Origin of the sequence: Nocardia sichangensis (assembly GCF_047200615.1) — a bacterium.
Taxonomy (GTDB): domain Bacteria; phylum Actinomycetota; class Actinomycetes; order Mycobacteriales; family Mycobacteriaceae; genus Nocardia; species Nocardia sichangensis.
The window spans coordinates 1-20,968 of the sequence record NZ_JBJZOK010000027.1 but is presented as its reverse complement, the minus strand read 5'-3'; the positions used below and the strand labels follow the sequence as shown (position 1 = coordinate 20,968).

The following is a 20,968-nucleotide window of genomic DNA, read 5'->3' as shown; positions in this document are numbered from 1 at the left end:
GACACCGCGCATCGGTAGAGACCCGCGAATCCGCCGCCGCGACCCGACTACGCTGCCCTGTTGTGTCGGAAGGACGTACGCCGGGTCTGGGGTCTGCACCCGTGGCCACCAGTGACTTCGTCGGGCGTGAGCGCGAATTGGAGAAGATCGGCATGGCGCTGCTGGGCGGAACCCGCCTGGTCACGCTGATCGGCGCGGGTGGCATCGGCAAGACCAGGCTGGCGACCGAGGCGGCGCAGCGGTTCCACAAGGCGCGACGCGTGCCGGTGCACTGGGTGCGCCTGGCGCTGCTGTCCCGGGACTCCGGCGCTGCGGCGGTCGAGGAACTGCTCGCGCGCTCGCTCATCGACGCCGATTTCTCCGGGCGGTCGGCGTGGGAGGCGGTGCTGGACACGCTGCGCCGCCGCGACGCGGTCGGGCGCACCCTGCAGACGATCCTGGTGATGGACAACTGCGAACACGTGCTGGACGGCGCGGGGCGGGTGATCGCCGACCTGCTGGAGGCGGCGCCGGGGCTGACCGTGCTGGCCACCAGCCGCGAGGCGATCGGCTGGGTCGACGAGCAGTTGGTGCCGGTGCCCGCCCTGTCGCGGGAACAGGCGCTCACTCTGTTCCGTGCGCGCGCCGGTCTGACCGGGCACACCGTCGCCGAGGAGGAGACCGACCTGGCGGTGGAGATCTGCCGCCATGTGCACAACCATCCGCTCTACATCCGTCTGGCCGCCGCACGGCTGTTGCGGCAGCCGCTGCGGATGATCCTGCGTGACCTCACCGGCGAGGCGAGCGACCGGCGGCTGCGCTGGTCGCCCGGTCCCCGGATCGGCGCGGAGGCACGGCATCAAGGTATCCGCGACGTCATCGCCTGGTCGTACGACCTGTGCCGGGACAAAGAGCGGTTGCTGTTCGACCGGCTGTCGGTGTTCGCGGCCGGGTACGACGTCGACCCGGAGAACGCGGACCCGGCGGAGTCGGACGTCGGCGCGGAGCTGGAGGCGATCGAGGCGGTCTGCGCCGACGACGAGCCGGGCGGGTTGGCTCGCGCGGAGATCGACGGCCTGCTCGAACGGCTCGCGGACCAATCACTGGTCACGGTGCATTTGACCGCGACAACGGTGCGGTACTCACTGCTGGAGAGCGTCCGCTTGTTCGCCCAGCAGCGACTGGCCGAACGCGACGGCGAACCGGCCCGGCTGGCAGGCAGGCACCGCCGCTACTACCGCGACAAGGTCGTTGCGGCCGGAGCGGGATGGTTCGGTCCGGACGAGCAGGATCTGCTGGATTGGGCGCGCGCGGCCTGGGACAACCTGCTGTGCGCCATAGCGGGCAGCCTCACGGTGCCGGAGGAGGCCGTGGTGGGGCTGGAGATCGCCGCCGGGCTGATCGCGCTGCGCATCCCGTTCCTCAGCGGTTCGCTGCGCGAACCGCGCCGCTGGGCCGAGCGCACGCTGGCCGCCAGCCGGACGCTGGACCCGCAGCCGGTGCCGCTGCAGGTGACGGCGATGTCGCTGATCACGTGGATCAGCCTGTGCCAGGGCATGCACCACGACGCCGATCGGATGCTGGACGAATGCGTCGCACTCTGCCTGCCCGACCCAGCGGCTCGTGCGGGGTGGCGCGAGCGGCTCGACGACATCGAGCTGCCCGCCCCGGTGGAATTCGCCAGAGGCGCCGAGCTGATGCTGGTGCGCCGGGATGTGCGCGCGATCGCCGTACTGGCCCGCGCTCGGGAGCGGTTCCTGGCCGACGGCGACCGCGGCGGGGCCGCGATGAGCGAACTGTTCGAAGCGCTGGCCGCGGCGTTGCTCGGCACACCGGCGCAGGCTTTGGAGACCTCCCGGCGGCACCTGGACCACGCCGAGCGCTCCGGCGCGCGATGGGCCGCGTCGTGGGCCGGTTTGGCGCGGGGGATCGCGCTGACCGGACACGGCGATACGGAACAAGCGCTCACCGTGATACGGGCCGCGCTGACCACTCAGCTGGCGATGCGCGATCAGTGGGGCGTGGTGTGGGCCGTCCACATCACCGCCTGGGCACTGGCGCGCTCGATCCGCGACACCGGCGGCGGCTCCGGCACGATGACGGCGCGGGCGCGCGATATCGCGCGCCTGGTCGGTGGTGGCGCCACGTTGCGCGACAGAATCGGCGTGAACATGTCCAATCTCGGCCCGTTCGCCATCGAGACCGAGATCGCCGCAGGCACCGCCCGGGCGGTCCTGGGCGAGTCCGCCTTCGCGGAGGCCGAGCGCGAAGGTGCGCTGCTGCGTCCGGAGCTGGGCGAGGTGGTGCAACTGGCTTTGGGGAAGCTGTCGCTGGACCGGCTACCTGTCGAACATCCGGTCCGGCAGCGCCGTCCCTCGCACTGGGAGGAATTGTCGGCGGCCGAACAGGAAGTGGCCGTGCTGGCGGCGGCCGGTTGGACGAACACCGCCATCGCCGCCCGGCGCGGCAGCTCGTTCAAGACCGTCGACGCCCAGATGAGCTCGATCCTGGCGAAACTGATGATCGGCTCCCGAGAGGACATCCGCGCCTTGGTGCCCGCCGAACGGCAGGCTCAGGTAGCCGACGAAGCCGCACGCAAGCCCCAGCGCGGCCGGCGCTCGTGAGAACACCGGGTCGAGCCGGGCGGCGTCTCGGCCGTGCCGCCGCCCGGCTCGATCACCGGCAGGATTCGCCGACGGGAGCCGTGTTCACTCGTCCAGTTTGCGCGCGGTGATCTGAATACCGGGCTCGCCCGAGATGCGCCGCACCGTCGCCTCGGTGACCGGGAGATCGGCCACCAGCTCGCGGCCGTCCTCCAGGTCGATGCCGTAGCCGGCGATGTAGGTGCGGAAGAACGGCAGGCAGGCGCGCGCCATCGGCTGCGGCAGCTTCCAGCGGTCGACGAACGACCGCGCGTCCTCGAAGGTGCAGCCTCGATCCGCCTCGATCACCAGCAGCAGACCGCCCGGCCGCAGCACCCGGATCATCTCCGCGAGACCCTTGCGCTGATTCGGCCAGTGCTTGATCGAGCCGGAGCTGATCACCGCGTCGTAGGCGGCGTCGGGGAACGGCAGGTCCATCGCCGAGCCTTCCCGGAACTGGATCCGGCTGCCCAGCGCCGCACCGCGCTTGCGTGCCCTGCGCACCTGCTGCGGGGACAGATCGATGCCGGTCAGCCGCAACGTGGTCCCGGCGGTGGCCAGCCCGACCGCGAGTTGCCCACCGCCGCAACCGACGTCGAGCACCTGGGCGCCGTCGTCGAGCTGGGCGACGATGTCGTCGAACAGGGTCGGGGTCATCTCCCGTACGGCATCGGAGATGAAGTTGTCGTAGAACCACGAGTCGATCGGGTTGTAGCGTTTGGTCTTGTCCAGCAGGACGGTCATGGCGTGCTCCTAAACGCGGGTGGCGAACTTGATCTTGCGGCCGAGAGTGTTCGGTTGTGCCTGGGAGATGATCGTTTCCTGAACCCGCTCGCGGCTGCTGCGCACGATCTCCATCGCCTCCTTCACCGCGACGTCGATGTCCATCACGGTGGGGATGTCGAGCATCGAGACGATGGATTCCAGGCGCTGTTCGGGGGTGCCGCGCACCGTCACCACCGGCTGCCCGAGCTCGCTGATCGCGTGCAGCAGTTGCCGATCGGAGATGGCGCGGTAGCGCTCGTCGACCGGCCGGTGGCCGTCGGGATCCATCGGCACCTCCACCGGAAGGTGGAAGAAGATGTCGTAGTTCTGCCGGGCCCGCTGCCGGGCCATATCGCCGTAGGCGTTGAGGTAGCGGCGGTAGAACGGCCGGCCGGGCAGGGTGAGGGTGTTCTTGACGGCCTTGTGCCACCGGGTCGACCCGGGGTTCGGGCCGGTGATCAGCCGCGTGGTGCCGTAGACCCACTCGTTGAGCACCGAACCGTCGGCGATGAATCCGCCCTGGGCATCGAGGATCGCCTCGGCCTGGATGCGCAACTCCAGCCTGCGGAAGCCGAGCGCCATCAGTTCGGTGGTGCTCAGGTCCTGGAACCGCATGCCCGGATAGAGCTCGGTGACCACTTCGCGCGCGGACGAGGCGTCCACCCGGGGAATCCCGGTAAGCAGGGACAGCGCCGTGGAGGTCGTGGTCTTTCCGGTCGAGTAGGTCCCGGATATCACGATGCGTCGATAATTGTTTCCCGACATGGGGGTGCCTTTCTGAACGTTCGGAATTGCGCGGGTTAGGCGGGCAGTCGGTGCGCGAGGTCGTATCGGATCTCGCACCCGGCGAAGTCCGACGCCCAGCTGGAGATGCGCCAGTCGCCGCCGCCGAAGGCGAGGACCATCGATCGCGCCATGTGCGTGGTCGCGGTGCCCGAGGTGAACGGTGCCGGGGGAGCGGACGCGCGGGCGGTCATCCGGCGCATCCATAGCGTCTCGCTGTCCTTGCGGGCGATGTTGTCCAGTTCGTAGAGCACGACCTGGGACAGCTGCGCCAGGATCACCGTCGCGTCGACCAGCGTGACCGAGGGCTGGTAGGCGTCGGCCACACCGTGCCACGGCCCGGCCGGATCCGGTTCCGCGAGCGCGAAATCGGCCTGCGCCCGGCTGCCGCCGTCGGAGACGACGACATTGCGCAGGTACTGTCCGCGGGCGTACACCCCGCCGTGGAAGTACCCCCGGCCCGTCTCGTGCACGGTGTGCCGTGCGGCCTGGGCCGGGCGCGGTGGCGCGGGCAACGCCACGGTGGCCTCCAGGCTCATACCGCCGCCCAGCGCCCCGGTGATGCTGATCGTGTCGCCCTCCACCGCGACCACCGTCGCGCTGATCGGGAACTCCTCCAGCGACTCCGTCGCGATGGTCCCACTGCTGAACTGGACGAAAGGAACCCAGCACGAACGGATCTCGCTGTCGGTGAGTCCGTAGCACTCGCGCAGGATCACCTCGAGCAGCCGGTAGCCGAAGATCGAGCAATCGATGCTGCTCACGTGCGGGACCAGCACGCGGGTGCTCTTGCGCGACCAGTCCAGCGGATAGTGCACCCCCGCGGTCGCCGTCAGCCGGGGACGGTCCTGCGCGTCGCGGTCGAGGGTGATGTCGAAGATGCGGTGGGTGATCCGCTTGTAGCCCTCGCCGAAGAAGCGTCCGTCGCGGTGCCCCAGCACGGTGTCGATATCGGCGTAAGCGATGAGTTCGGTGGACATGTCGGTGCCTTTCATGCCGCGGCCTGCGCCTGGGCGGGCTCGGCGAACTGGCTGACCACCTTGGCGCCGATGCCGCGCAGCGACAGGCCCCGGCTGAGTTCGAGCGCGGAGATCTTGACGTCGAGTTCCTTCTCGGTGCGGGCCCCGAATTCCATCGCCATGAGCGAGTCCATGCCGAGGTCGGTGACCGGCTCGTCGATGTTGATGGCGTCGGTGTTCACGCCGAGCACCACCGCGAGCTGATCGGCGAGGCGCTGGGCGACGAAGTCGGCGCGCTGCTCGGCGGGCAGCGTGAGGATTTCGGTACGCAGCGCGCCGCCGGCCTCGCCGCCGACGCCGATGTCGGCGAGCAGCTGCCGGAAGCGGCGGGTGTCGGTGGACGGCCGGGCCACCCGCGACCACACCGTCCAGTCGATGTCCGCCACCGCGACCTGGGTGGTGTCCAGCGCCAGGCATTCGCGCAGCAGAGCGGTCGCCCGGTCCATGTCGATGGGCAGGAAACCGATCGACTTCACGTAGTCCACCAGCGCCTCGGTCTTGTCGGCCATGCCGCCGCCGCTCATGAAGCCCCAGTTCACCGCCAGTGCCGCGGCGCCACGGGCACGGCGGTCGGCGGCGAGCGCGTCCAGGGCGGCGTTGGCGGCGGCGTAGCCGATCTGCGGGGTGATGCAGCCCAGCGCGCTGATCGAGGAGTACAGCACGAACATGTCCAGCTCGATGCCCGTCTCCTCGACCGCCCGGTCCAGATGCTGCGCTCCGCGCACCTTGGCGAACAGCTCGTCGAGCGATTCCCGGGTGATCTGCGGGATCGGCAGGTTGTTCACCACTCCAGCCGCGTGGAAGATCCCGCGCAGCGGCGCGACCGACCGGATGCGATCCACCAACGCGGCCGTCGCGGCGTAGTCGGCGACGTCCACCCGCTCCTCGAGCACCGTCACGCCCGCCGCGGTGAACGCCGCGACCTGCTGCCGGGCCTGCGGGGTGGACGCGCCGCTGCGGCCGACCAGCACCAGCTTCCGTGCGCCCTCGGCGACCAGCCACCGGGCGGTGGCCAGGCCGAAGCCGCCGAAGCCGCCGGTCACCAGATAGCAGCCGTCCGGGTCGATCCGGGGGTGGGCGAGTCTCGGGCGCACCATCGGCTGTTCCTCGCGCAGGTCCAGCACAACCCGGCCGATCTGATCGGATCGCGCGACGGACTCGAACGCCGAGGCCAGCTCCGACACCGGATAGGCCGTGTGCGGCAGGTATCGGTAGGCGCCCGCGCGCAATGCCGCGTGGCTGGCGCGCATCGGCGTGCGCAGCAGTTCGGGATCGTGGGCCAGCGCGCGGTCCATGTCGACGGAGAAGAACGTGAGGTTGCGGTCGAACGGCCCCAGATCGATGACGCCGCCGGTGTAGATGTCGGCCTTGCCGATGTCGACGACGCGGCCGAATTCCGCGGCCACCCGAAAGTTCTGGCGCAGGATCTCGCCGGGCGCCGAACTGTAGACGACGTCGACGCCGCGGCCGCCGGTGAGATCGGCGATCTGGTCGACGAAGTCGGCCGACCGCGACTCGAACACGTGGTGCGCGCCGAGCGCGCGCACCTGCGCGCGCCGCTCGGGCGTGCCCGCCGTCGCGATCACGGTGGCGCCGATGTCCAGCGCGACCTGCACCGCGGCCATGCCCATGCCGCCCGCCGCGCCGTGCACGAGCACGGTCTCCTCCGGCCGCAGGCGCGCCAGCGTCCGCAATCCGAATTCGGCGGTGAGATAAGGCAACCCGGATCCGCAGGTCAACGGATCGTAGTCCTCGCCGGGTAGCAGCCGGTGCGGCATGGTCGCGCCCGCGTCGGCGGGCATGGTGACGTACTTGCGGAGGATATCGCGGGCACACACCATCATCCGGTCGCCGACCGCGACATCGGTGACGCCGGGGCCGACACGCTCGACCACACCGGAGCCCTCCATACCGACCGTCGTGCCGAAATACGTGCCCGCGAGCTCCTTTTCGGTGAGCACGCCGATGACCTTCATCGCGTCCTTGTAATTCAGCCCGGCCGCTTCCATCCGGATCTCGATCTCGCCGGGTCCCGGCGCGACCCGCTCGGTTTCGCGCAACGCCAGATCCGACATCAGCCGCGACTTGGGAATCTCCACGACGAACGAGGCTTCCGGATCCGACAGCGGGGTGGCCCGGTTGCGCTCGTCGAGATACGTGCCGAAATTCCGGTCCAGCCGCACCGCCCAGTGATCGGTTCCCCGCACACCGATCTCGTCGAGCACGTCGTCGGCGAAGACGAGATCCGCCAGCGGCGTTCCCGAGCGCGAGGACGCGTCGACCAGCCGCCAGCCCGCCGCGGGTTGTTCGTTGAGCAGCGCGCGCCGCGCCCCCACCAGTGCGCCGTGCGCCACCTTGGCGGCGCTGTCGGCGGGCGTGCACAGCGCGTCCTCGGTGACGACGACGCTGCGGACCCGGACCTGCGGCGCGTCGGCGAGCAGATGCTCGACCGCATTGGCCACCCGCGCGAGCCAGTAGACGTTGCGCGACCCGTCGAACGCGTCGCCGAACACGCTGACCACCCGGATCCGTTCGGCGATCGGTACGCCCTCGGATGAGCGCAGCGCCAGCCGCAGGCGCTCGTCGTTGTCATCGGCTTCGGGGTCGGCGAGCACGACGGTGACGGCGGTCCGCTCGCCCAGCAGCGACGCCGCACGGTCGGCGGCGTCCGCGCCGACGCAGACGGCGACCACGGCCTCCTCGTCGGCGGGCCGCGCACCGGACGGTGTCTCGACGATCTCCCAGAGCGGTTGGTAGAAAACGCGATCCAGCTGATGGGTGACATCGATCGCCGCGCTGACCGGACGGAACTCGACGCCGAGCAGCCGCATGGCCACCTCGCCCTGTTCGCCGACGATCGCGATGTCGGCGCGCAGCGGGTCGACTCCGCGCCGGGTCACCACGACACGAGGTCGCTCCGGCAGCGGGCCCAGCCTGCGCACCCCGGCGATGGCGGCAGGCACGATCGCCACGTCGGTGTCCGAGTCCGCTGCCAGCGCGGCGACGCACTGCAACGCGGCGTCGACGAGGGCCGGGTGGGCCAGGTGCCGGATCGGCGTCTCCTCCTCGATCGGCGCGAGCGAGGCGACCACCGCGTCCGCGCCGACGACGGCCGACACGATGCGCTGGAAGGCGGGACCGTAGTCCAGCCCACGCGCCGCCAGACCGCGATACAGATCCGGGCCCGCGACGGTGACGGCGTGCTCAGGGGCGTCGACATCCACGACCGCGGCGGTGAAATCGGCTTCGATGAGCCTGCCGTGGGCGTTGAGCGTCCAGGTGGCGGCGGTGGCCGAGCGTGAGCGGATCTGGAAGCGCTTGGTCGACTCCTCCACGCTCACCCGCAGTACCGGGATGTCGTGCTCGTCGATCACCAGCGGCGCGACGAATTCCACCGACTCGAGGCCGAGGCTCGTGCGTCCGGTGCGCTCGACGGCGGCGCTGAGCGCGGCATCGAGATAGGCCGCGCCGGGCAGCACGACATGTCCCGCCACGACGTGGTCGCGTAGCCAAGGCAGCCGTGACACCGACAGCTGCACCTCCCATTCCGGGCTCCCCGCCGTCGTGGGATCGCCCAGCAGCGCGTAGCCGTCCGGCCTGCCCAGGCGATCGAGCAGGGTCACCGCCTCGTCGTGCCAGACCCGCTTGCGCTGCCACGGGTAGGCGGGCAGGTCGAGGTGCTCGACGATCGAGTCCGGACGGCCCGGCACGGCCGAACCGTCCAGCGAGCCCGCGACATACAGGTCCGCGACGGCGCGCAGCACGTTGTTGCGATCGCGCAGATCGCGCGAGAGCGTGGTCACCGCGGCGCCGATCACGCCACGATGGATCAGCATCTCGCGGATGTTGCCGCTGAGCACCGGATGCGGGCCCACCTCGAGGAAGACCCGGTGACCCGCGTCGACCAGCGCTCCGATGGCGTCGGCGAACCGGACCGGCTCGCGGACGTTGCGGCACCAGTAGTCCGCGTCCCAGTCCGTGCCCGCGATCTCGGCGGCGGTCACGGTGGAGTACGTGGTGAGTTTCGCGTCTCGCGGCGCCAGTTGGGCCAGCGCGTCCCGCAGATCGTCGAGAATCGGGTCCATCAGATGGCTGTGGTACGGCACCTCGACACGCAGGCTGCGCGCGAATGTGCCGGTGGCAGAAAGCGTGTCGCGCAGCAGTTCGAGGTCCTGGCTGTCGCCGGCGAGGGTGACCGCGCCGGGGCTGTTCACCGCGGCGATCGAGATGCTGTCGGTGCGGGCGAGCAACTCGCGCGCTTCGCTCTCGGACATGCCCAACGCGAGCATGCCGCCGGTGCCCGCGGTGGTCGCCTGCAGTCGCGCGCGGTGATAGCTGACGGTGAGCGCGTCGCGAAGCGAGAGCGCGCCGGACACGTACGCGGCGGTGACCTCGCCGACGCTGTGCCCGACGACCACCGCCGGATACACGCCGTACTCGGCCAGTTCGGCGGTCAGCGCGGCCTGCAGCACGAAGTTGGCGGGCTGGGCGTACGCGGTCTGCATGATCCGCGAGCCGTCCTCGTCGGCGAGCATCTCGTCCAGGATCGACCAGCCCGCGATCGAGACGAACTCACGGTCGATCTCCCTGGCGACCTTGGCGAACGTGCTGTCGGTGGTGAGCAGCTCGCGGCCCATGCCCCACCACTGCGGGCCCATTCCGCTGAAGACGAAGACGGGTTCGACCTCTCCGTCGCCGATGATCCGGGACGGGGCGCGACCCTCTCCGGCGGCGAAGGCGCGCAACTGGGTGCGCAGATCGTCGGCGTCGTCGTAGGCGAAGCCGACCCGCAGCGGGTGGTGGGCGCGGCGGGTCCAGGCGGCCGCGGTCACCGACTCGGCGGGATGCCGGTCGAGCGCGTCGGCGAGTTCACCGGCGAGCGTGCGCACGGCGGTGTCGTGGCGGCCGGAGATCGGCAGCACCCGCGGTACCGGGCGCTCGTCCTCGGTTCGTGCGGCCGCCTGCGGCGCTTCGACGAGTACGGCGTGGGCGTTGGTGCCGCCGTAGCCGAAGCCGTTGACCGCGACCACACCCTTCCCAGGCGCCGCGGACAGCGGTTCGGCGCTCAGCGGCACCCGTAGTCGTAGCTCGTCGAACTCGATCGCCGGATTCGGCGTGATCAGCTCGAATTGGGGCGCGACCGTGCGGTGGTGCAGGGTGAGCGCGGCCTTGATCAGACTCGCGACCCCGGCCGCGGCCTCGGTGTGCCCGAAATTATTCTTCACCGAGCCGACCGGCACCGGTTCGCCGCGGCCGTCCACCGCGCCGTACACCGCGCCCAGCGCGGACAGCTCGATCGGATCGCCGACCGCGGTGCCGGTGCCGTGCGCTTCGAGGTAGCTCACTTCGTGCGCCGCGACACCCGCGTCGTCGCGCACCTGGCGAGCGAGTTGTTCCTGCGCGACGGGATTCGGCACCGGTATGGCCATGGTGCGGCCGTCCTGGTTGACCCCCGTCGCGCGGATGACGGCGTAGACGCGGTCGTTGTCGCGCTGTGCGACGTCCAGCGGTTTGAGCAGCACCGCGCCCGCGCCCTCGGCCCGGCCGTAGCCGTCGGCGGCTGCGTCGAAGGTCTTGCAGCGACCGTCGACCGCCAGGAACCGGCCTTTGCACATCGAGATGAACGTCTCCGGCTGCAGCATCGCGTTCGCCCCGCCGACCAGCGCGATCTCGCACTCGCCGTTGGCGATCGCCTGCACCGCCAGATGCGTGGCCACCAGCGAGGACGAGCAGGCGGTGTCGACCGTCAGGCTCGGGCCGTGCAGGTCGAGCAGATAGGAGATGCGGTTGGACAACAACGTGTGCGAGGCGCTCATCGCGGTGTGGCTGGTGATCGCCGAGCGGACCAGCGGACCGCTGCGCCCGAGCACGTTGTCGAGGATGAAGCCGCCGACGTAGACGCCGACCCGGTGGCCGGAGACCCGGCCGGCCATACCCGCGTCGTCGAGCGCCTCCCAGGTCACCTCGAGCAGCAGCCGCTGCTGGGGGTCGAGGATCGCGGCCTCCTTCTGGGCGATGCCGAAGAAGTCGGCGTCGAAATCCCACAGCGGCTGGGTGAGAAATCCGCCGCGCCGCGTGTACATACGACCCGGCGCGTCCGGATCCGGGTCGTAGTACTTTTCGATACTCCAACGGTCCGGCGGGATATCGACGATCCCGTCGCCTTTGTTCAACAGAAAATTCCAGTAGCTTTCCGCATCGAATACACCGCCTGGAAACCGGCAGCCGATACCCACTATTGCAATGTCGACCATTATTTCTCCTGGCCTTGAATGCGGGACCATGCTGAGCCCCCCGACCGCAGCAGCACAAATATTGTGACGAGCTCCTTCGCTCGAATGCATGCTATTGCTCGGGCGGCTCGGCCGTCAATTGTCTTGTGTTACAGACGTTTCAATTTACGTAACGTCGCCACCAGGGGCGCGTTCGAAAACATCCCTCGTGTGATGCTCGGATGAATTGCGCTGAGATTCATGAGCACGGCATAGCGCAGACCGTGGTCGCGCCAGTGCGCGAGTTGCTCGACGATCTCGTCCGGCGTTCCGGCCAGACAGAATTCCCGTACCAGTGCGGCCGGGACCTTCTCGATGTAGTCCAGGACGGTGCGCTCGTCCAACGTCTGCGGCAGGTAGTCCTGCAGGCCGGTGAAGTCCTCGCCCAGCGGGTGGGTCGCGCCGTGCCTGGTCCACATCTCCCCGGGGGCGCACAGGGTCAGCGCCCGCGCGCCCACGCTCTCGACGAGCGCGTCCACCTGCCCGGGACGGGCGGCGGTGAGCACGCTGAACACGGCGGCCGGCGCGACCGACGACGGGTCGCGGCCCGCGTCGGAGGCCGCGGTGCGAACCAGGTCGAGGCGATGCCGGTATTCGTGTGGGCGCTGCGCGAAGCCGGGGAACCACACGTCGGCGTAGCGCCCGGCGGCCCGCAGCATGCGCGGGCCCCCGGCGGCGACCCAGATCTCCGGACGGGTGCCCCGGTACGGCGGCACGTCGAAGACCGCGTCGCGCAAGGGGAAATACGGGGAATCCCTGGTGACCAGGCTGCCGTGGGAATCCCACAGGGCCCGGATGGTCGCCAGCGCCTCCTCGAACCGTCCGACCGGAGCCGACCAGTCCACGCCGTAGGGCTCGTTGTTGTCCCGTATGCCGGTGCCGATGCCGAGAATGGCGCGGCCCCCGCTCAATTGGTGCAGCGTGGCCGCGGCCTGCGCGGTCACGGCGGGATTGCGGCGGCCCGCGTCGGTGACGCCGACGCCGAGCCGTAGGCGGGCGAAGCGGTTCTGCGCGGCGAGATAGCCCAGCGCCGTCCACGGTTCGTAGATGCCGTCGGCGTGCGGTGCGAGCCGGGTGATGCCGACGTGCCGCGGTTTCCAGATCGAGGCGGGCAGGATCGAGGGCAAATGGTCGGTCACCCAGAGCGAGTCCGCCCCGCCCGCCATCGCCACCGAGCGGCTGCCGCGAAATTGCAGATCGGGCGCGAACCGGGTGTAGACGCCGGAATCCATCACGCCTGTGCGGAATTTCGCCATGTTGTTCCTATCGCACTACTTGGGTACTGGCTCGAGAGCTGCGCTGGTCTCGGTGATTTCGATACGTTCGTGCCACCGGGCGAGCCGACGCGGGGCCCACCAGTTGGCCGCGCCGAGCAGGCGCATCAGGGCGGGCGCGAGCACGCCGCGGATCAATGTCGCGTCGCTGAGCACGGCCAGGGTCAGGCCGAGGCCGAACAGCTGGATGAACGACACGTGCGAGGTCACCATGCCCGCGAAGGCGATCGCCATCAGGCAGGCGGCCGCCGTGAAGATCCGCGCGGTGCGCGCGACGCCGGTCGCCACCGCGCGGGTGTTGTCGCCGGAGGACAGCCACTCCTCGCGAATCCGGGACAACAGGAACACCTCATAGTCCATCGAGACGCCGAAGGCGATGCAGAACATGAGGATCGGCATGGTCGGCACGAGGTAGCCCGTCGGGGTGAAGCCGAGCGGGCCCGCAAGGTGCCCTTCCTGGAAGATCCAGACCATGGCGCCGAAGGTCGCCGCGAGCGAAAGCGTGTTGAGCAGCAGCGCTTTGATCGGCAGCAGCACGCTGCCGGTGAAGAAGAACAGCACCACCAGCGTCGACAGCACGATCACGAAGACGGCCACCGGCACTTTCGCCGCGAGCGCGTCGAGCGAGTCGACACTTTCGGCCGCCGCGCCACCGAGCAGCGCCCGGCCCGGTGCGGGGACCGCGCGCACCTGGTCGAGCTGGTCGATCGCGGCAGGGGAGTACGGGTCGAGCCGGGTGCCCACCCGCAGGTACGTGCCCGCGTCGTCGCGCATCCCGGGCGGCGCGGAGGCCACTTTCAGCCCGCCTGCGTAGACGCCGGCCGCGGAGAGCACGGACGTCACGTGCTCCACTCGTGACAAACGCTCCGCGTAGTCCGCGATGTCGGCGTCGCCGCCCCGGTACCCGGGCATGGCCACGACCACACCGGCCATGGCGTTCTCCCGGAAACCGGTGCGCAAGGCGTCGCCGACCACGTGGCTGGACGCCCCCGCGATGACCCGGTCGTCGGCGGCGCCGAACCGGATGGACAGGAACGGCGAACCCAGCACGAGCAACAAGGCGATCACCGAGAGCGCGGCCACCACCGGGCGGCGCATGACCAACTGCACCAGGCGATACCACCTGCCTGCGGTGACCTCGACGGGCTCGGGTTGCGGCCGCCGGAGTCGGCGGCGCAGGAGCCCCCGCAGGTCGAACGCGTCGACGCGGGGGCCGAGCAGCGCGAGCGCGGCGGGCACCAGCAGCAGCGTGGTGAATACGGCCGCGCCGAGCACCGCCAGCCCCGCATAGGCCAGCGACCGCAGGAAATACAGCGGGAAGACCAGCAGCGTCGACAGCGACAGCGCGATCACCACACCGGAGAACAGCACGGTGCGGCCCGCGGTGCGCGCCGTGCGCGAGACCGCGGAGCCGGTGTCGTGCCCTGCGGCGAGTTCCTCACGAAACCTGCTGACCATGAACAGGCTCGAATCGATCGCGACCGCGAAACCCAGCGCGCTCATCATGTTCAGCGCGAAGATCGACACGTCGCCGACCTCGGTGAGCAGCCGCAGGATCGGCAGCGTCGCGAAGACGTTGAACACCCCGACCGACAGCGGGATCAGCGCGGCGGTCAGGCTGCCGAAGACCAGGATCAGGGCCAGGCCGGTCAGCGGTATCGCGATCGCCTCGGTGACCAGGAGATCGGTGACGATCTGATGACTCATCTCGTCGAACGCCACCGCCTGGCCGCCCGCCCGCACGGAGACGCCGTCGAAGTCGCCGCTCACGTGTTCGGCGATGGCGCCCGCCCGTTTCGGCGCGTCGGTGTCGTCGCCGGTGACATGAGCCAGGACAAGGCCGGCGCGGCCGTCGTTGCCGCGCAGCCCTTGCCGCAGATCCGGCGGGAGCTCCCAGTAGGACTGGACCGCGTCGACCTCGTCGCGGACGCGCAGATCCGCGGCCAGGCGCTCGCCGACCGTGCGGGCCGCGGGGCTGTCCAGCCCGTCGGGCGCGGTGACCAGCAGCACGAGATTCGGTGCCGCAACCGGGAATTCGCGATTGAGGAACGCCGCGACCTCGGTGGATTCGGTGTCGGACGGGATGTAACCACCGGACTTCAGGTGGGCGGGCGCCGACCAGCCGAGCCCGACGCAGACGATCCCGATGAGCAGCGCGCCGTACAGGATGGATCGCGGGCGCCGGGTTGCCAGGCGTGCGAGACCAACAAGCATGATGAATGACCTTTTCTCGAACTCCGGCGGTGGCGAATGCCGATGCGGCCGGGCACTATTCGGCGGCGCCGGGATCGATGTAGCTGGCCAGCGCTCGCCATTCCTTGGCATTGCGGCTGGCGAGTTCGGCGACGGCCGGGATGCAATGCGGTGGGACCGTGGCCACCAGCGTGGTCCACACTTCGCGCTGCATCGAATGGGTGTGCAGCCAGCGCAGCAGGTCACGGCCCTGCTGGCTGTGCCGCATGGCCGGGTCGCGGGTGAGCTGTTGCAGCAGCAGCGCGCTGCCCTCGGGCTGTTCCGCGGTGTTGTCGCGATCGCAGGACCCGGTCTCGCGCAGGCGTTTGCGGATCGCGTGTGCCGTGCTGATGGATACCTCGGCCGCGGCGGCCAGCGCGCGCAGCGGCATGTCCGGCGAGGCCGCCAGCAGCTCGGCGACCCGGCGCCTGCGCTGCGCGCGGTCCATCGGCCTGCGCCTGCCGTCGGCGCCGACGCGGATGTTCGACTGCGGAATCTCCGCACTCGAACGTTGGCGAATCGTGGCCACCGTGCGCGCGGACAGTCCCGCGGTGGACGCGATGGCTCGATCGGACAATTCCGGCATCGTCTCGATGATCCGTTCGGCCGCCGCTTTGCGGTCCGAAAGTGTCAGCGGCAGACCGTGTGTCGTATTGAGCTCGACTCCGCGCAGAAAGGCCTCGGCCGGTGTCCCGTCGAAGAACACGACGTCGATGTGCTCGCGTCCGAGCCATTGCGCGGCGCGCAACCGATGCATTCCGTCGATGACGCGCATGGTGCTGCGATGCACCAGAATCGGCGGTAATTCGGTATCGCTCTCGGCCAGTCGCGCGATATGCCTGCGATCCTCTCCGTTGGACCGCGGCGAATCCGCGGGCAACAGGTCGTCGATCGATACGAGATAGCACGCGTTCGACGCCAGCGGCACCACATCGCCGCTCACCAATTTAAACTCAGCGGACATTTCGAACCCCCAGGGTCGCCCGGAATCAGATCGGTCCTCGATGACCCGATGGCCCATCCGGAACCCAGCTAGGCTTCGACCGACCGATCGGTCACAGCGTAGGTGCGGCCGGTGCACGACACTAGGCTTTTCAGAAAGAGTGGGGAGAATTCGGAAACATGACAGTCATTGCCGACCCCGGTCGCACGGCGCTGCTCATCGCGGGCACCGTGGTGGCGGAACGCGAAGGGCTGCACCGTCTCTCGATCAACGCGGTGGTCGAGGAAGCCGGGATGGCCAAGGGCACCTTCTATCACCACTTCGTCAACCGCCGCAGCTACGTCATCGCGCTGCACCGCCGCTTCTTCGACGCGCTGTCGCAGTCGGTGGCCGCGGCGCTGGCCGGGATTCCGCCGGGGATCGAACGGATCGGCCCCAGCCTGGACGCATTCCTGGATGCCTGTCTCGATGCCCGCGGCACCGAGGCGTTCATGGTGCAGGCGCGCACCGACCCGGATCTGCGCGAGGAGATCCGCCGTCGCCACGAGTTGTTCATCGCGGTGGGACGACCGGACATGGTGGCCGCCGGATGGCCGGACCCCGACGCGGCCTCCCGGATGAAGGTGGCCATGGTCGGCGAGATCTGCCTGGCCGAGCTCACCGCCCGGCGACCCCGTCCGGACCTGCGCATCACGGCCGTCCGAATGCTCACCGCCAAGCGCACCGGGCCGCTTGCCCCGGAGTCGCCCGAGGACGGCTGCTCGTCGACCTAGACGGTCGGGCAGTGCGCGGAAAGCTCTGCGGCTGAATATCTCCAGTGTCGCACATCGTGGTGGAGGCCTTCGTTGCCGACGGGACGCTCATGATCGCGGGATCGTCCGCAGCGCCGCGGACGGGACGGCGACAGTCGGCTCGTCGGTTGTTCGGAAACAGCTTGTAGGATTGGATGGCCGTAACCCAGCACCGACAGAATGAAAAGCTCCGAGCTGGGCGAGATTACGACGGGACGTGATGACACTCCGTAGCTTGGCCGCAGCCACCGTGTTGACGATGGTCTGCGCGGTGAGCGCGGTGACCGGTTGCGGAAAGAATGTCACCGAGGATCGGGTGGCGCCGAGCAGCACCAGTATCGCGCCGACCGGAACGACGACGACATCCACGCCCTCGATCACGGCGAGTTCGGTGGGCGAACACGACCGTATCGTCACCAGCCCTGGCGCCGAGCCATTGATGGCCGGAATCCGGGCCGCCGATCCGTGCTCGATGCTGGACATCGAGCCGTTGCCATCGATGAACCTGGGCACGAAATCGGTGTTACGCGAGGGACCAGGACTCACCGGGTGCCAACTCAGAGTGGGCGATCACGTCGGCGAACCCGGCTCGAAGGAAGCGCTCTACCTGTTCGAACTGTCACTCGGCGAGGTATACGACGACGATGACCGTGCGCGGGACAAAGCCGAAACGGTCAACGGTCATACGATCTACCGGTCCCGCTTGGCCGACGAGCGTACTGCCGCCGACACGTGCTACTACTACGTGCCCGCAGGGAACAGCGGCTACGCGCACCGGTTGCGGTTGCGCAAGATCCCGCCCGACGGCGCGTCGGCCAATACGCCATGGCCCGAGAAATGCGATGTGGAGAAGAGTTACGTCGGCAAGATCATCGATCGGCTGAACACCCTCGCGCCCCGCGGCAAGCCCGCCGATGGGAAGGCGCTGTACGGCAAGGATCCGTGTGCGGCCAGAGACGCCGTGCAGGCTCGGTACAACGATTGGACGCTGAACTCGGTCGGGTGGATCGCTCCGTATCACTGCCAGTTGAGTTTCGGCGAGTCGGGCGCGAAATACAGCTTGCAGGTCGACCTGGAGTACCGCTTGGACGCGGAGCAGAAGGTATCGGCCGGACTGGACGGCGGCCCCTACCGGGCCGCGGGCCTGAGCGGGATAATTCTCCGTTCGACCGTGTACGGTCCCGTGCCGTCGCGGTGTGCCGTCAGCCTGACCTACCGGCCCAGTAGCGACGGCCGCCTGAACGGTCATCTCATCAGGCTCGCGATCGATTGGACCGCGCTCCCCGGCGCCCAATACGGCGATCCCGATCACCCGACGGACGGCAGCTATCCGCCGCTCCCGTTCGATGCCTGCGCCGACGTCGAGGATTTCAGCACCGCCGCCGTGCGGGCGGCGGGCTGACTTCGCTCGGCGGGTTCCCGGGCGCGGACAGGTCATCGGCGGGATCTCCAGCCGGTCCGAGAGTAGTGTTTCACCTGGCAGAGCCAGGAGCGCGCGTCTCGAGTCGGCAATCCTGCCGGGCGGTCGCGTCCTCCGGGCGGAGGACTCCACAGGGAAGGCCGCGCCATGACTCGAGCAGCCGACGTCGGCGGCACGCGACCCAGCCGCACGGCGTCCATCTGGCAGTACGTCCGCACCGCCCCGTGGACCTTCGCCTGGCTGGCTGTGCTGCTGGGGACCACGATCATCCAGCACCTGGTGCCGCGCGGCGATCTGGAGCGACTGCTGGGTGAGCGTTCCACCAACCTGCGTCACCTCGAGTCCGATCCGGTGCACGTCCTCGTGACCAGTCTGCTGTGGATCGACGGCTACTTCTGGCTGCCCTACTTCGTGCTGTTCTGCGTCTTCCACGCGCCGGCCGAACGGTGGCTCGGCGCGTTGCGCTGGGCGATCGTCGGTCTGGGCGCGCACGTCGGAAGCACGTACCTCAGCGAGGGCATCCTGGCCCTGGCCATTCGCCACGGCTACGCCGATCCCGGGATGATCGATGTCCGCGATATCGGCGTCAGTTACTTCCTCGCCGCGATCATCGGAGTCCTGACCTACCATGTCGCCCGGCCGTGGCGGTGGCTGTACCTCGGCGGAATCCTGGTGTGGTTCGCCATCCCGCTGCTCATCCACCCCACCTTCACCGGCATCGGGCATTTTTCGGCGCTGCTGATCGGGCTGGCCGCGTTCCCCCTCACGCGTGGGCGGACCGCGCCGGACTGGAATCCCTCCGATATCTGGCGACGCCGGATCCACGTCGACCGAGCGCCGAGCGGTCGGGCGCAGGCCACCGGGTCTCGAATTCCGCCGAACGGGCACGGGTAGCGCAGGGAAGGGGTGGGCGGCCGGATCGTTCTTCCGGCCTCCCGTAATCGGCGGTCGGCACGTCTTCGGAGCTTATTCCGGGGCCGCGTTCGATTCGAGAGCTTTGTCGTAGGCCTGTCCGGCGTCGCGGACCTTCGTCGCGAGGAATCGCATCCGTTCCGAGGTGAGGTAGCCGCCGCGAAGAGCCGTGCCGTCCAACTCGGCGGCAACCTGGTCCAGCGCCAACCGCGCGAACCGCGTTCGATCGACCATGGCCGAGTTCTACCAGGTAGTTCCGGCAGACGCTATTGCACCACGCGGTGCGTTTCCGAAAAGCCGCCGCAGTAGTCCAGCGCCGGCTTCCCAGCAGTGGCGAACTTCTGGCTATCGATCAGCCTATCCTGCTTGGCGGCCGCCGGATCGGGGCCCTGAGCGGTAGGTGAACACCTGATCCGTTCGGGTGGACTACGTGTTGGACAGGCGATGACCCGACTCGTGCACTTCGTGGGCAGCTTGCCCGCACCATTGACGACCGATGACGGTGACGTGCTGGAGTGGTTCGTCCAGCGCAGCCAGGGCCGCCGGCTCACCGGCGTACCGCGGGACCTGGATCCCACCTGGGTCGTGGAGTACCTGCGGGAGCGGGAGAAACACGACGACGTCTTCGAAGTGGTGCGCAGCGGGGACTTCGCCGATTACGCCGACATGCGCGTGTACGGCATTCGCCCTGGCGCCACCCTCGAACCCCGGCACGTGGCGATGGATCGCGCCGACCGTATCGGCGCGGCCGTCACCGCCTTTCGCGCGCTGCGGGATCGACATCCGGAACTCGCCGACACGAGATTGCAGATCAGTCAACCGAATCCGCTGGACTTGGCGTTGTTCGTGTTCGGAGGCGCCGCGGTGGCCGACGGTCTTCCGCTCGGGCGCGCGCTGCGCCACCTCCGGACGGTGACTCCCGCGCTGCGCAACCTGCCGGTTTTCGTGGAGGCCGTGCTGGCCGAAATGGCCCGAGTCACCGCCGAGCACGGCGACATGATCACCTGGCAGGTGGAGTCGCCGATCGCCCAGCTCGCACTGGTGAAGGCGGCGCGATTCGGTGCGCAGGCTCCGGTCGGGCGTCTGGTCGCGCGACAGTTGGCCGATTTCCTCGCGCGGGCACACGATCTCGGCGCGCGAACCGTCCTGCATCTGTGCTACGGCGACTACCAGCACAAAGAACTTCTCGCCCCGCGTAGTCTCGCGCCGGCCGTGCAGCTGTTGAACACCGTCGCACGAGACCTGCGCGCTCGCGCCGTGCCGCTGCCACCCGCGCACATCCCCTGTGCCTACGGTGCTCATCCTGCCCCGCTGGAGCCGGCGTTCTACCGGGCGCTGCGCCGGCTGGACCCGGACTGGCGCGTCATCGCCGGGGTCGTGTCGCCTGCGGAAGCGCAAGACGGTATCCGAAGCCTGGCCTTGTTCGAAGCGGCCGCCGGTCGATCCGCCTACGGTGTGGCGACGGCGTGCGGCCTGGGCCGCTGCACTGTCGAGGAGGCCGAGCGTGCCGCCGCGGCCACCGTGGCGACCGCGGCGGCGCCGAGCGAGGTCGCGCGAACCGGAATGGCGCGAGACTGACTTCGGTGCAGGCGACGCGCATCACGCCGCCGGAGGCTCGCGAAGAAGTAGCTCGAGCGACGCCGCCGCGGCCGACAAGTGCGGTGCGCCAAGGGATCACCTCATCGAGCCTGTGATGGCAACGGACGAAACGGGCACGGGCATGGGGCGGCTCGGGCCGGTACCCTGGTTTCAGGGGTTGTCACCAGAAGCGCTAAGTTACTGCGAATTTCCGTGATCCCACCCATGATGTCCTCGGCATTGTGTACCTTATGTTATCGAAGGTTCGCTTCGCACAGAGGGAGCGGGCCGGGGTCGTGGTTACGGCCCGGCAGAAGGACTCCGTTGTCCCGTGCGGTGCATCCGTCCCGAGACGCGG

General features: G+C 69.3%; 13 protein-coding genes. 5 read left to right on the top strand and 8 right to left on the bottom strand.

Annotated elements, in window-relative coordinates; translation table 11 throughout:
- Positions 1-101: 101 nt before the first annotated feature.
- Positions 102-2,603 carry an ATP-binding protein gene (locus ACL03I_RS29800; RefSeq protein ID WP_412807509.1) on the top strand — a complete coding sequence of 834 codons (2,502 nt, stop codon included), beginning with the start codon at positions 102-104 and terminating at the stop codon, positions 2,601-2,603.
- Positions 2,604-2,687: 84 nt separating this feature from the next.
- Here the strand turns inward: ACL03I_RS29800 and ACL03I_RS29795 are convergent, their stop codons facing one another.
- From ACL03I_RS29795 to ACL03I_RS29765, 7 genes are all read right to left on the bottom strand, one after another.
- Positions 2,688-3,365, bottom strand: coding sequence for a class I SAM-dependent methyltransferase (locus ACL03I_RS29795; protein WP_355081175.1), 678 nt, complete (start codon positions 3,363-3,365; stop codon positions 2,688-2,690).
- A gap of 9 nt (positions 3,366-3,374) precedes the next feature.
- A complete protein-coding gene (locus tag ACL03I_RS29790) occupies positions 3,375-4,124 on the bottom strand; it encodes an ATP/GTP-binding protein (RefSeq protein ID WP_355081177.1) in 750 nt (249 codons plus the stop codon).
- A 62-nt stretch (positions 4,125-4,186) separates the two neighbouring features.
- Positions 4,187-5,149: an AvrD family protein gene (locus tag ACL03I_RS29785; protein ID WP_355081178.1), complete on the bottom strand. Its 963-nt coding sequence runs from the start codon at positions 5,147-5,149 to the stop codon at positions 4,187-4,189.
- Positions 5,150-5,160: 11 nt separating this feature from the next.
- Complete coding sequence (locus ACL03I_RS29780) at positions 5,161-11,442, bottom strand: SDR family NAD(P)-dependent oxidoreductase (protein ID WP_412807508.1); 6,282 nt, start codon at positions 11,440-11,442, stop codon at positions 5,161-5,163.
- A 128-nt stretch (positions 11,443-11,570) separates the two neighbouring features.
- Positions 11,571-12,716 (bottom strand): LLM class flavin-dependent oxidoreductase, encoded by a 1,146-nt coding sequence (locus tag ACL03I_RS29775; protein ID WP_355081182.1) that lies wholly within the window; start codon positions 12,714-12,716, stop codon positions 11,571-11,573.
- A gap of 15 nt (positions 12,717-12,731) precedes the next feature.
- On the bottom strand, positions 12,732-14,948 hold the full coding sequence (locus ACL03I_RS29770) for an MMPL family transporter (RefSeq protein ID WP_412807507.1): 2,217 nt from the start codon (positions 14,946-14,948) through the stop codon (positions 12,732-12,734).
- A 55-nt stretch (positions 14,949-15,003) separates the two neighbouring features.
- On the bottom strand, positions 15,004-15,930 hold the full coding sequence (locus ACL03I_RS29765) for a ParB/RepB/Spo0J family partition protein (protein ID WP_355081186.1): 927 nt from the start codon (positions 15,928-15,930) through the stop codon (positions 15,004-15,006).
- Between the two features lie 158 nt (positions 15,931-16,088).
- Here ACL03I_RS29765 and ACL03I_RS29760 point away from each other — a divergent pair, with 158 nt between their 5' ends.
- The 3 genes from ACL03I_RS29760 to ACL03I_RS29750 all read left to right on the top strand — a co-directional run bounded on the left by ACL03I_RS29760 (position 16,089) and on the right by ACL03I_RS29750 (position 19,014).
- Positions 16,089-16,682 (top strand): TetR/AcrR family transcriptional regulator, encoded by a 594-nt coding sequence (locus tag ACL03I_RS29760; protein ID WP_412807506.1) that lies wholly within the window; start codon positions 16,089-16,091, stop codon positions 16,680-16,682.
- A gap of 253 nt (positions 16,683-16,935) precedes the next feature.
- Positions 16,936-18,102: a hypothetical protein gene (locus tag ACL03I_RS29755; RefSeq protein ID WP_412807505.1), complete on the top strand. Its 1,167-nt coding sequence runs from the start codon at positions 16,936-16,938 to the stop codon at positions 18,100-18,102.
- A 165-nt stretch (positions 18,103-18,267) separates the two neighbouring features.
- Complete coding sequence (locus ACL03I_RS29750) at positions 18,268-19,014, top strand: rhomboid-like protein (RefSeq protein WP_412807504.1); 747 nt, start codon at positions 18,268-18,270, stop codon at positions 19,012-19,014.
- A gap of 72 nt (positions 19,015-19,086) precedes the next feature.
- Here the strand turns inward: ACL03I_RS29750 and ACL03I_RS29745 are convergent, their stop codons facing one another.
- On the bottom strand, positions 19,087-19,266 hold the full coding sequence (locus tag ACL03I_RS29745; RefSeq protein WP_355081194.1) for a hypothetical protein: 180 nt from the start codon (positions 19,264-19,266) through the stop codon (positions 19,087-19,089).
- 210 nt (positions 19,267-19,476) lie between these two features.
- Here ACL03I_RS29745 and ACL03I_RS29740 point away from each other — a divergent pair, with 210 nt between their 5' ends.
- Complete coding sequence (locus tag ACL03I_RS29740; RefSeq protein ID WP_412807503.1) at positions 19,477-20,610, top strand: hypothetical protein; 1,134 nt, start codon at positions 19,477-19,479, stop codon at positions 20,608-20,610.
- Positions 20,611-20,968 lie beyond the last annotated feature (358 nt).

Excerpts from the sequence above, each read along its gene's own strand:
- ACL03I_RS29795 (WP_355081175.1), bottom strand. The coding sequence starts at position 3,365 with ATGACCGTCCTGCTGGACAAGACCAAACGCTACAACCCGATCGACTCG.
- ACL03I_RS29785 (WP_355081178.1), bottom strand. The coding sequence starts at position 5,149 with ATGTCCACCGAACTCATCGCTTACGCCGATATCGACACCGTGCTGGGG.
- ACL03I_RS29780 (WP_412807508.1), bottom strand. The coding sequence starts at position 11,442 with ATGGTCGACATTGCAATAGTGGGTATCGGCTGCCGGTTTCCAGGCGGT.
- ACL03I_RS29775 (WP_355081182.1), bottom strand. The coding sequence starts at position 12,716 with ATGGCGAAATTCCGCACAGGCGTGATGGATTCCGGCGTCTACACCCGG.
- ACL03I_RS29770 (WP_412807507.1), bottom strand. The coding sequence starts at position 14,948 with ATGCTTGTTGGTCTCGCACGCCTGGCAACCCGGCGCCCGCGATCCATC.
- ACL03I_RS29765 (WP_355081186.1), bottom strand. The coding sequence starts at position 15,930 with ATGTCCGCTGAGTTTAAATTGGTGAGCGGCGATGTGGTGCCGCTGGCG.
- ACL03I_RS29760 (WP_412807506.1), top strand. The coding sequence starts at position 16,089 with ATGACAGTCATTGCCGACCCCGGTCGCACGGCGCTGCTCATCGCGGGC.
- ACL03I_RS29750 (WP_412807504.1), top strand. The coding sequence starts at position 18,268 with ATGACTCGAGCAGCCGACGTCGGCGGCACGCGACCCAGCCGCACGGCG.
- ACL03I_RS29745 (WP_355081194.1), bottom strand. The coding sequence starts at position 19,266 with ATGGTCGATCGAACGCGGTTCGCGCGGTTGGCGCTGGACCAGGTTGCC.
- ACL03I_RS29740 (WP_412807503.1), top strand. The coding sequence starts at position 19,477 with ATGACCCGACTCGTGCACTTCGTGGGCAGCTTGCCCGCACCATTGACG.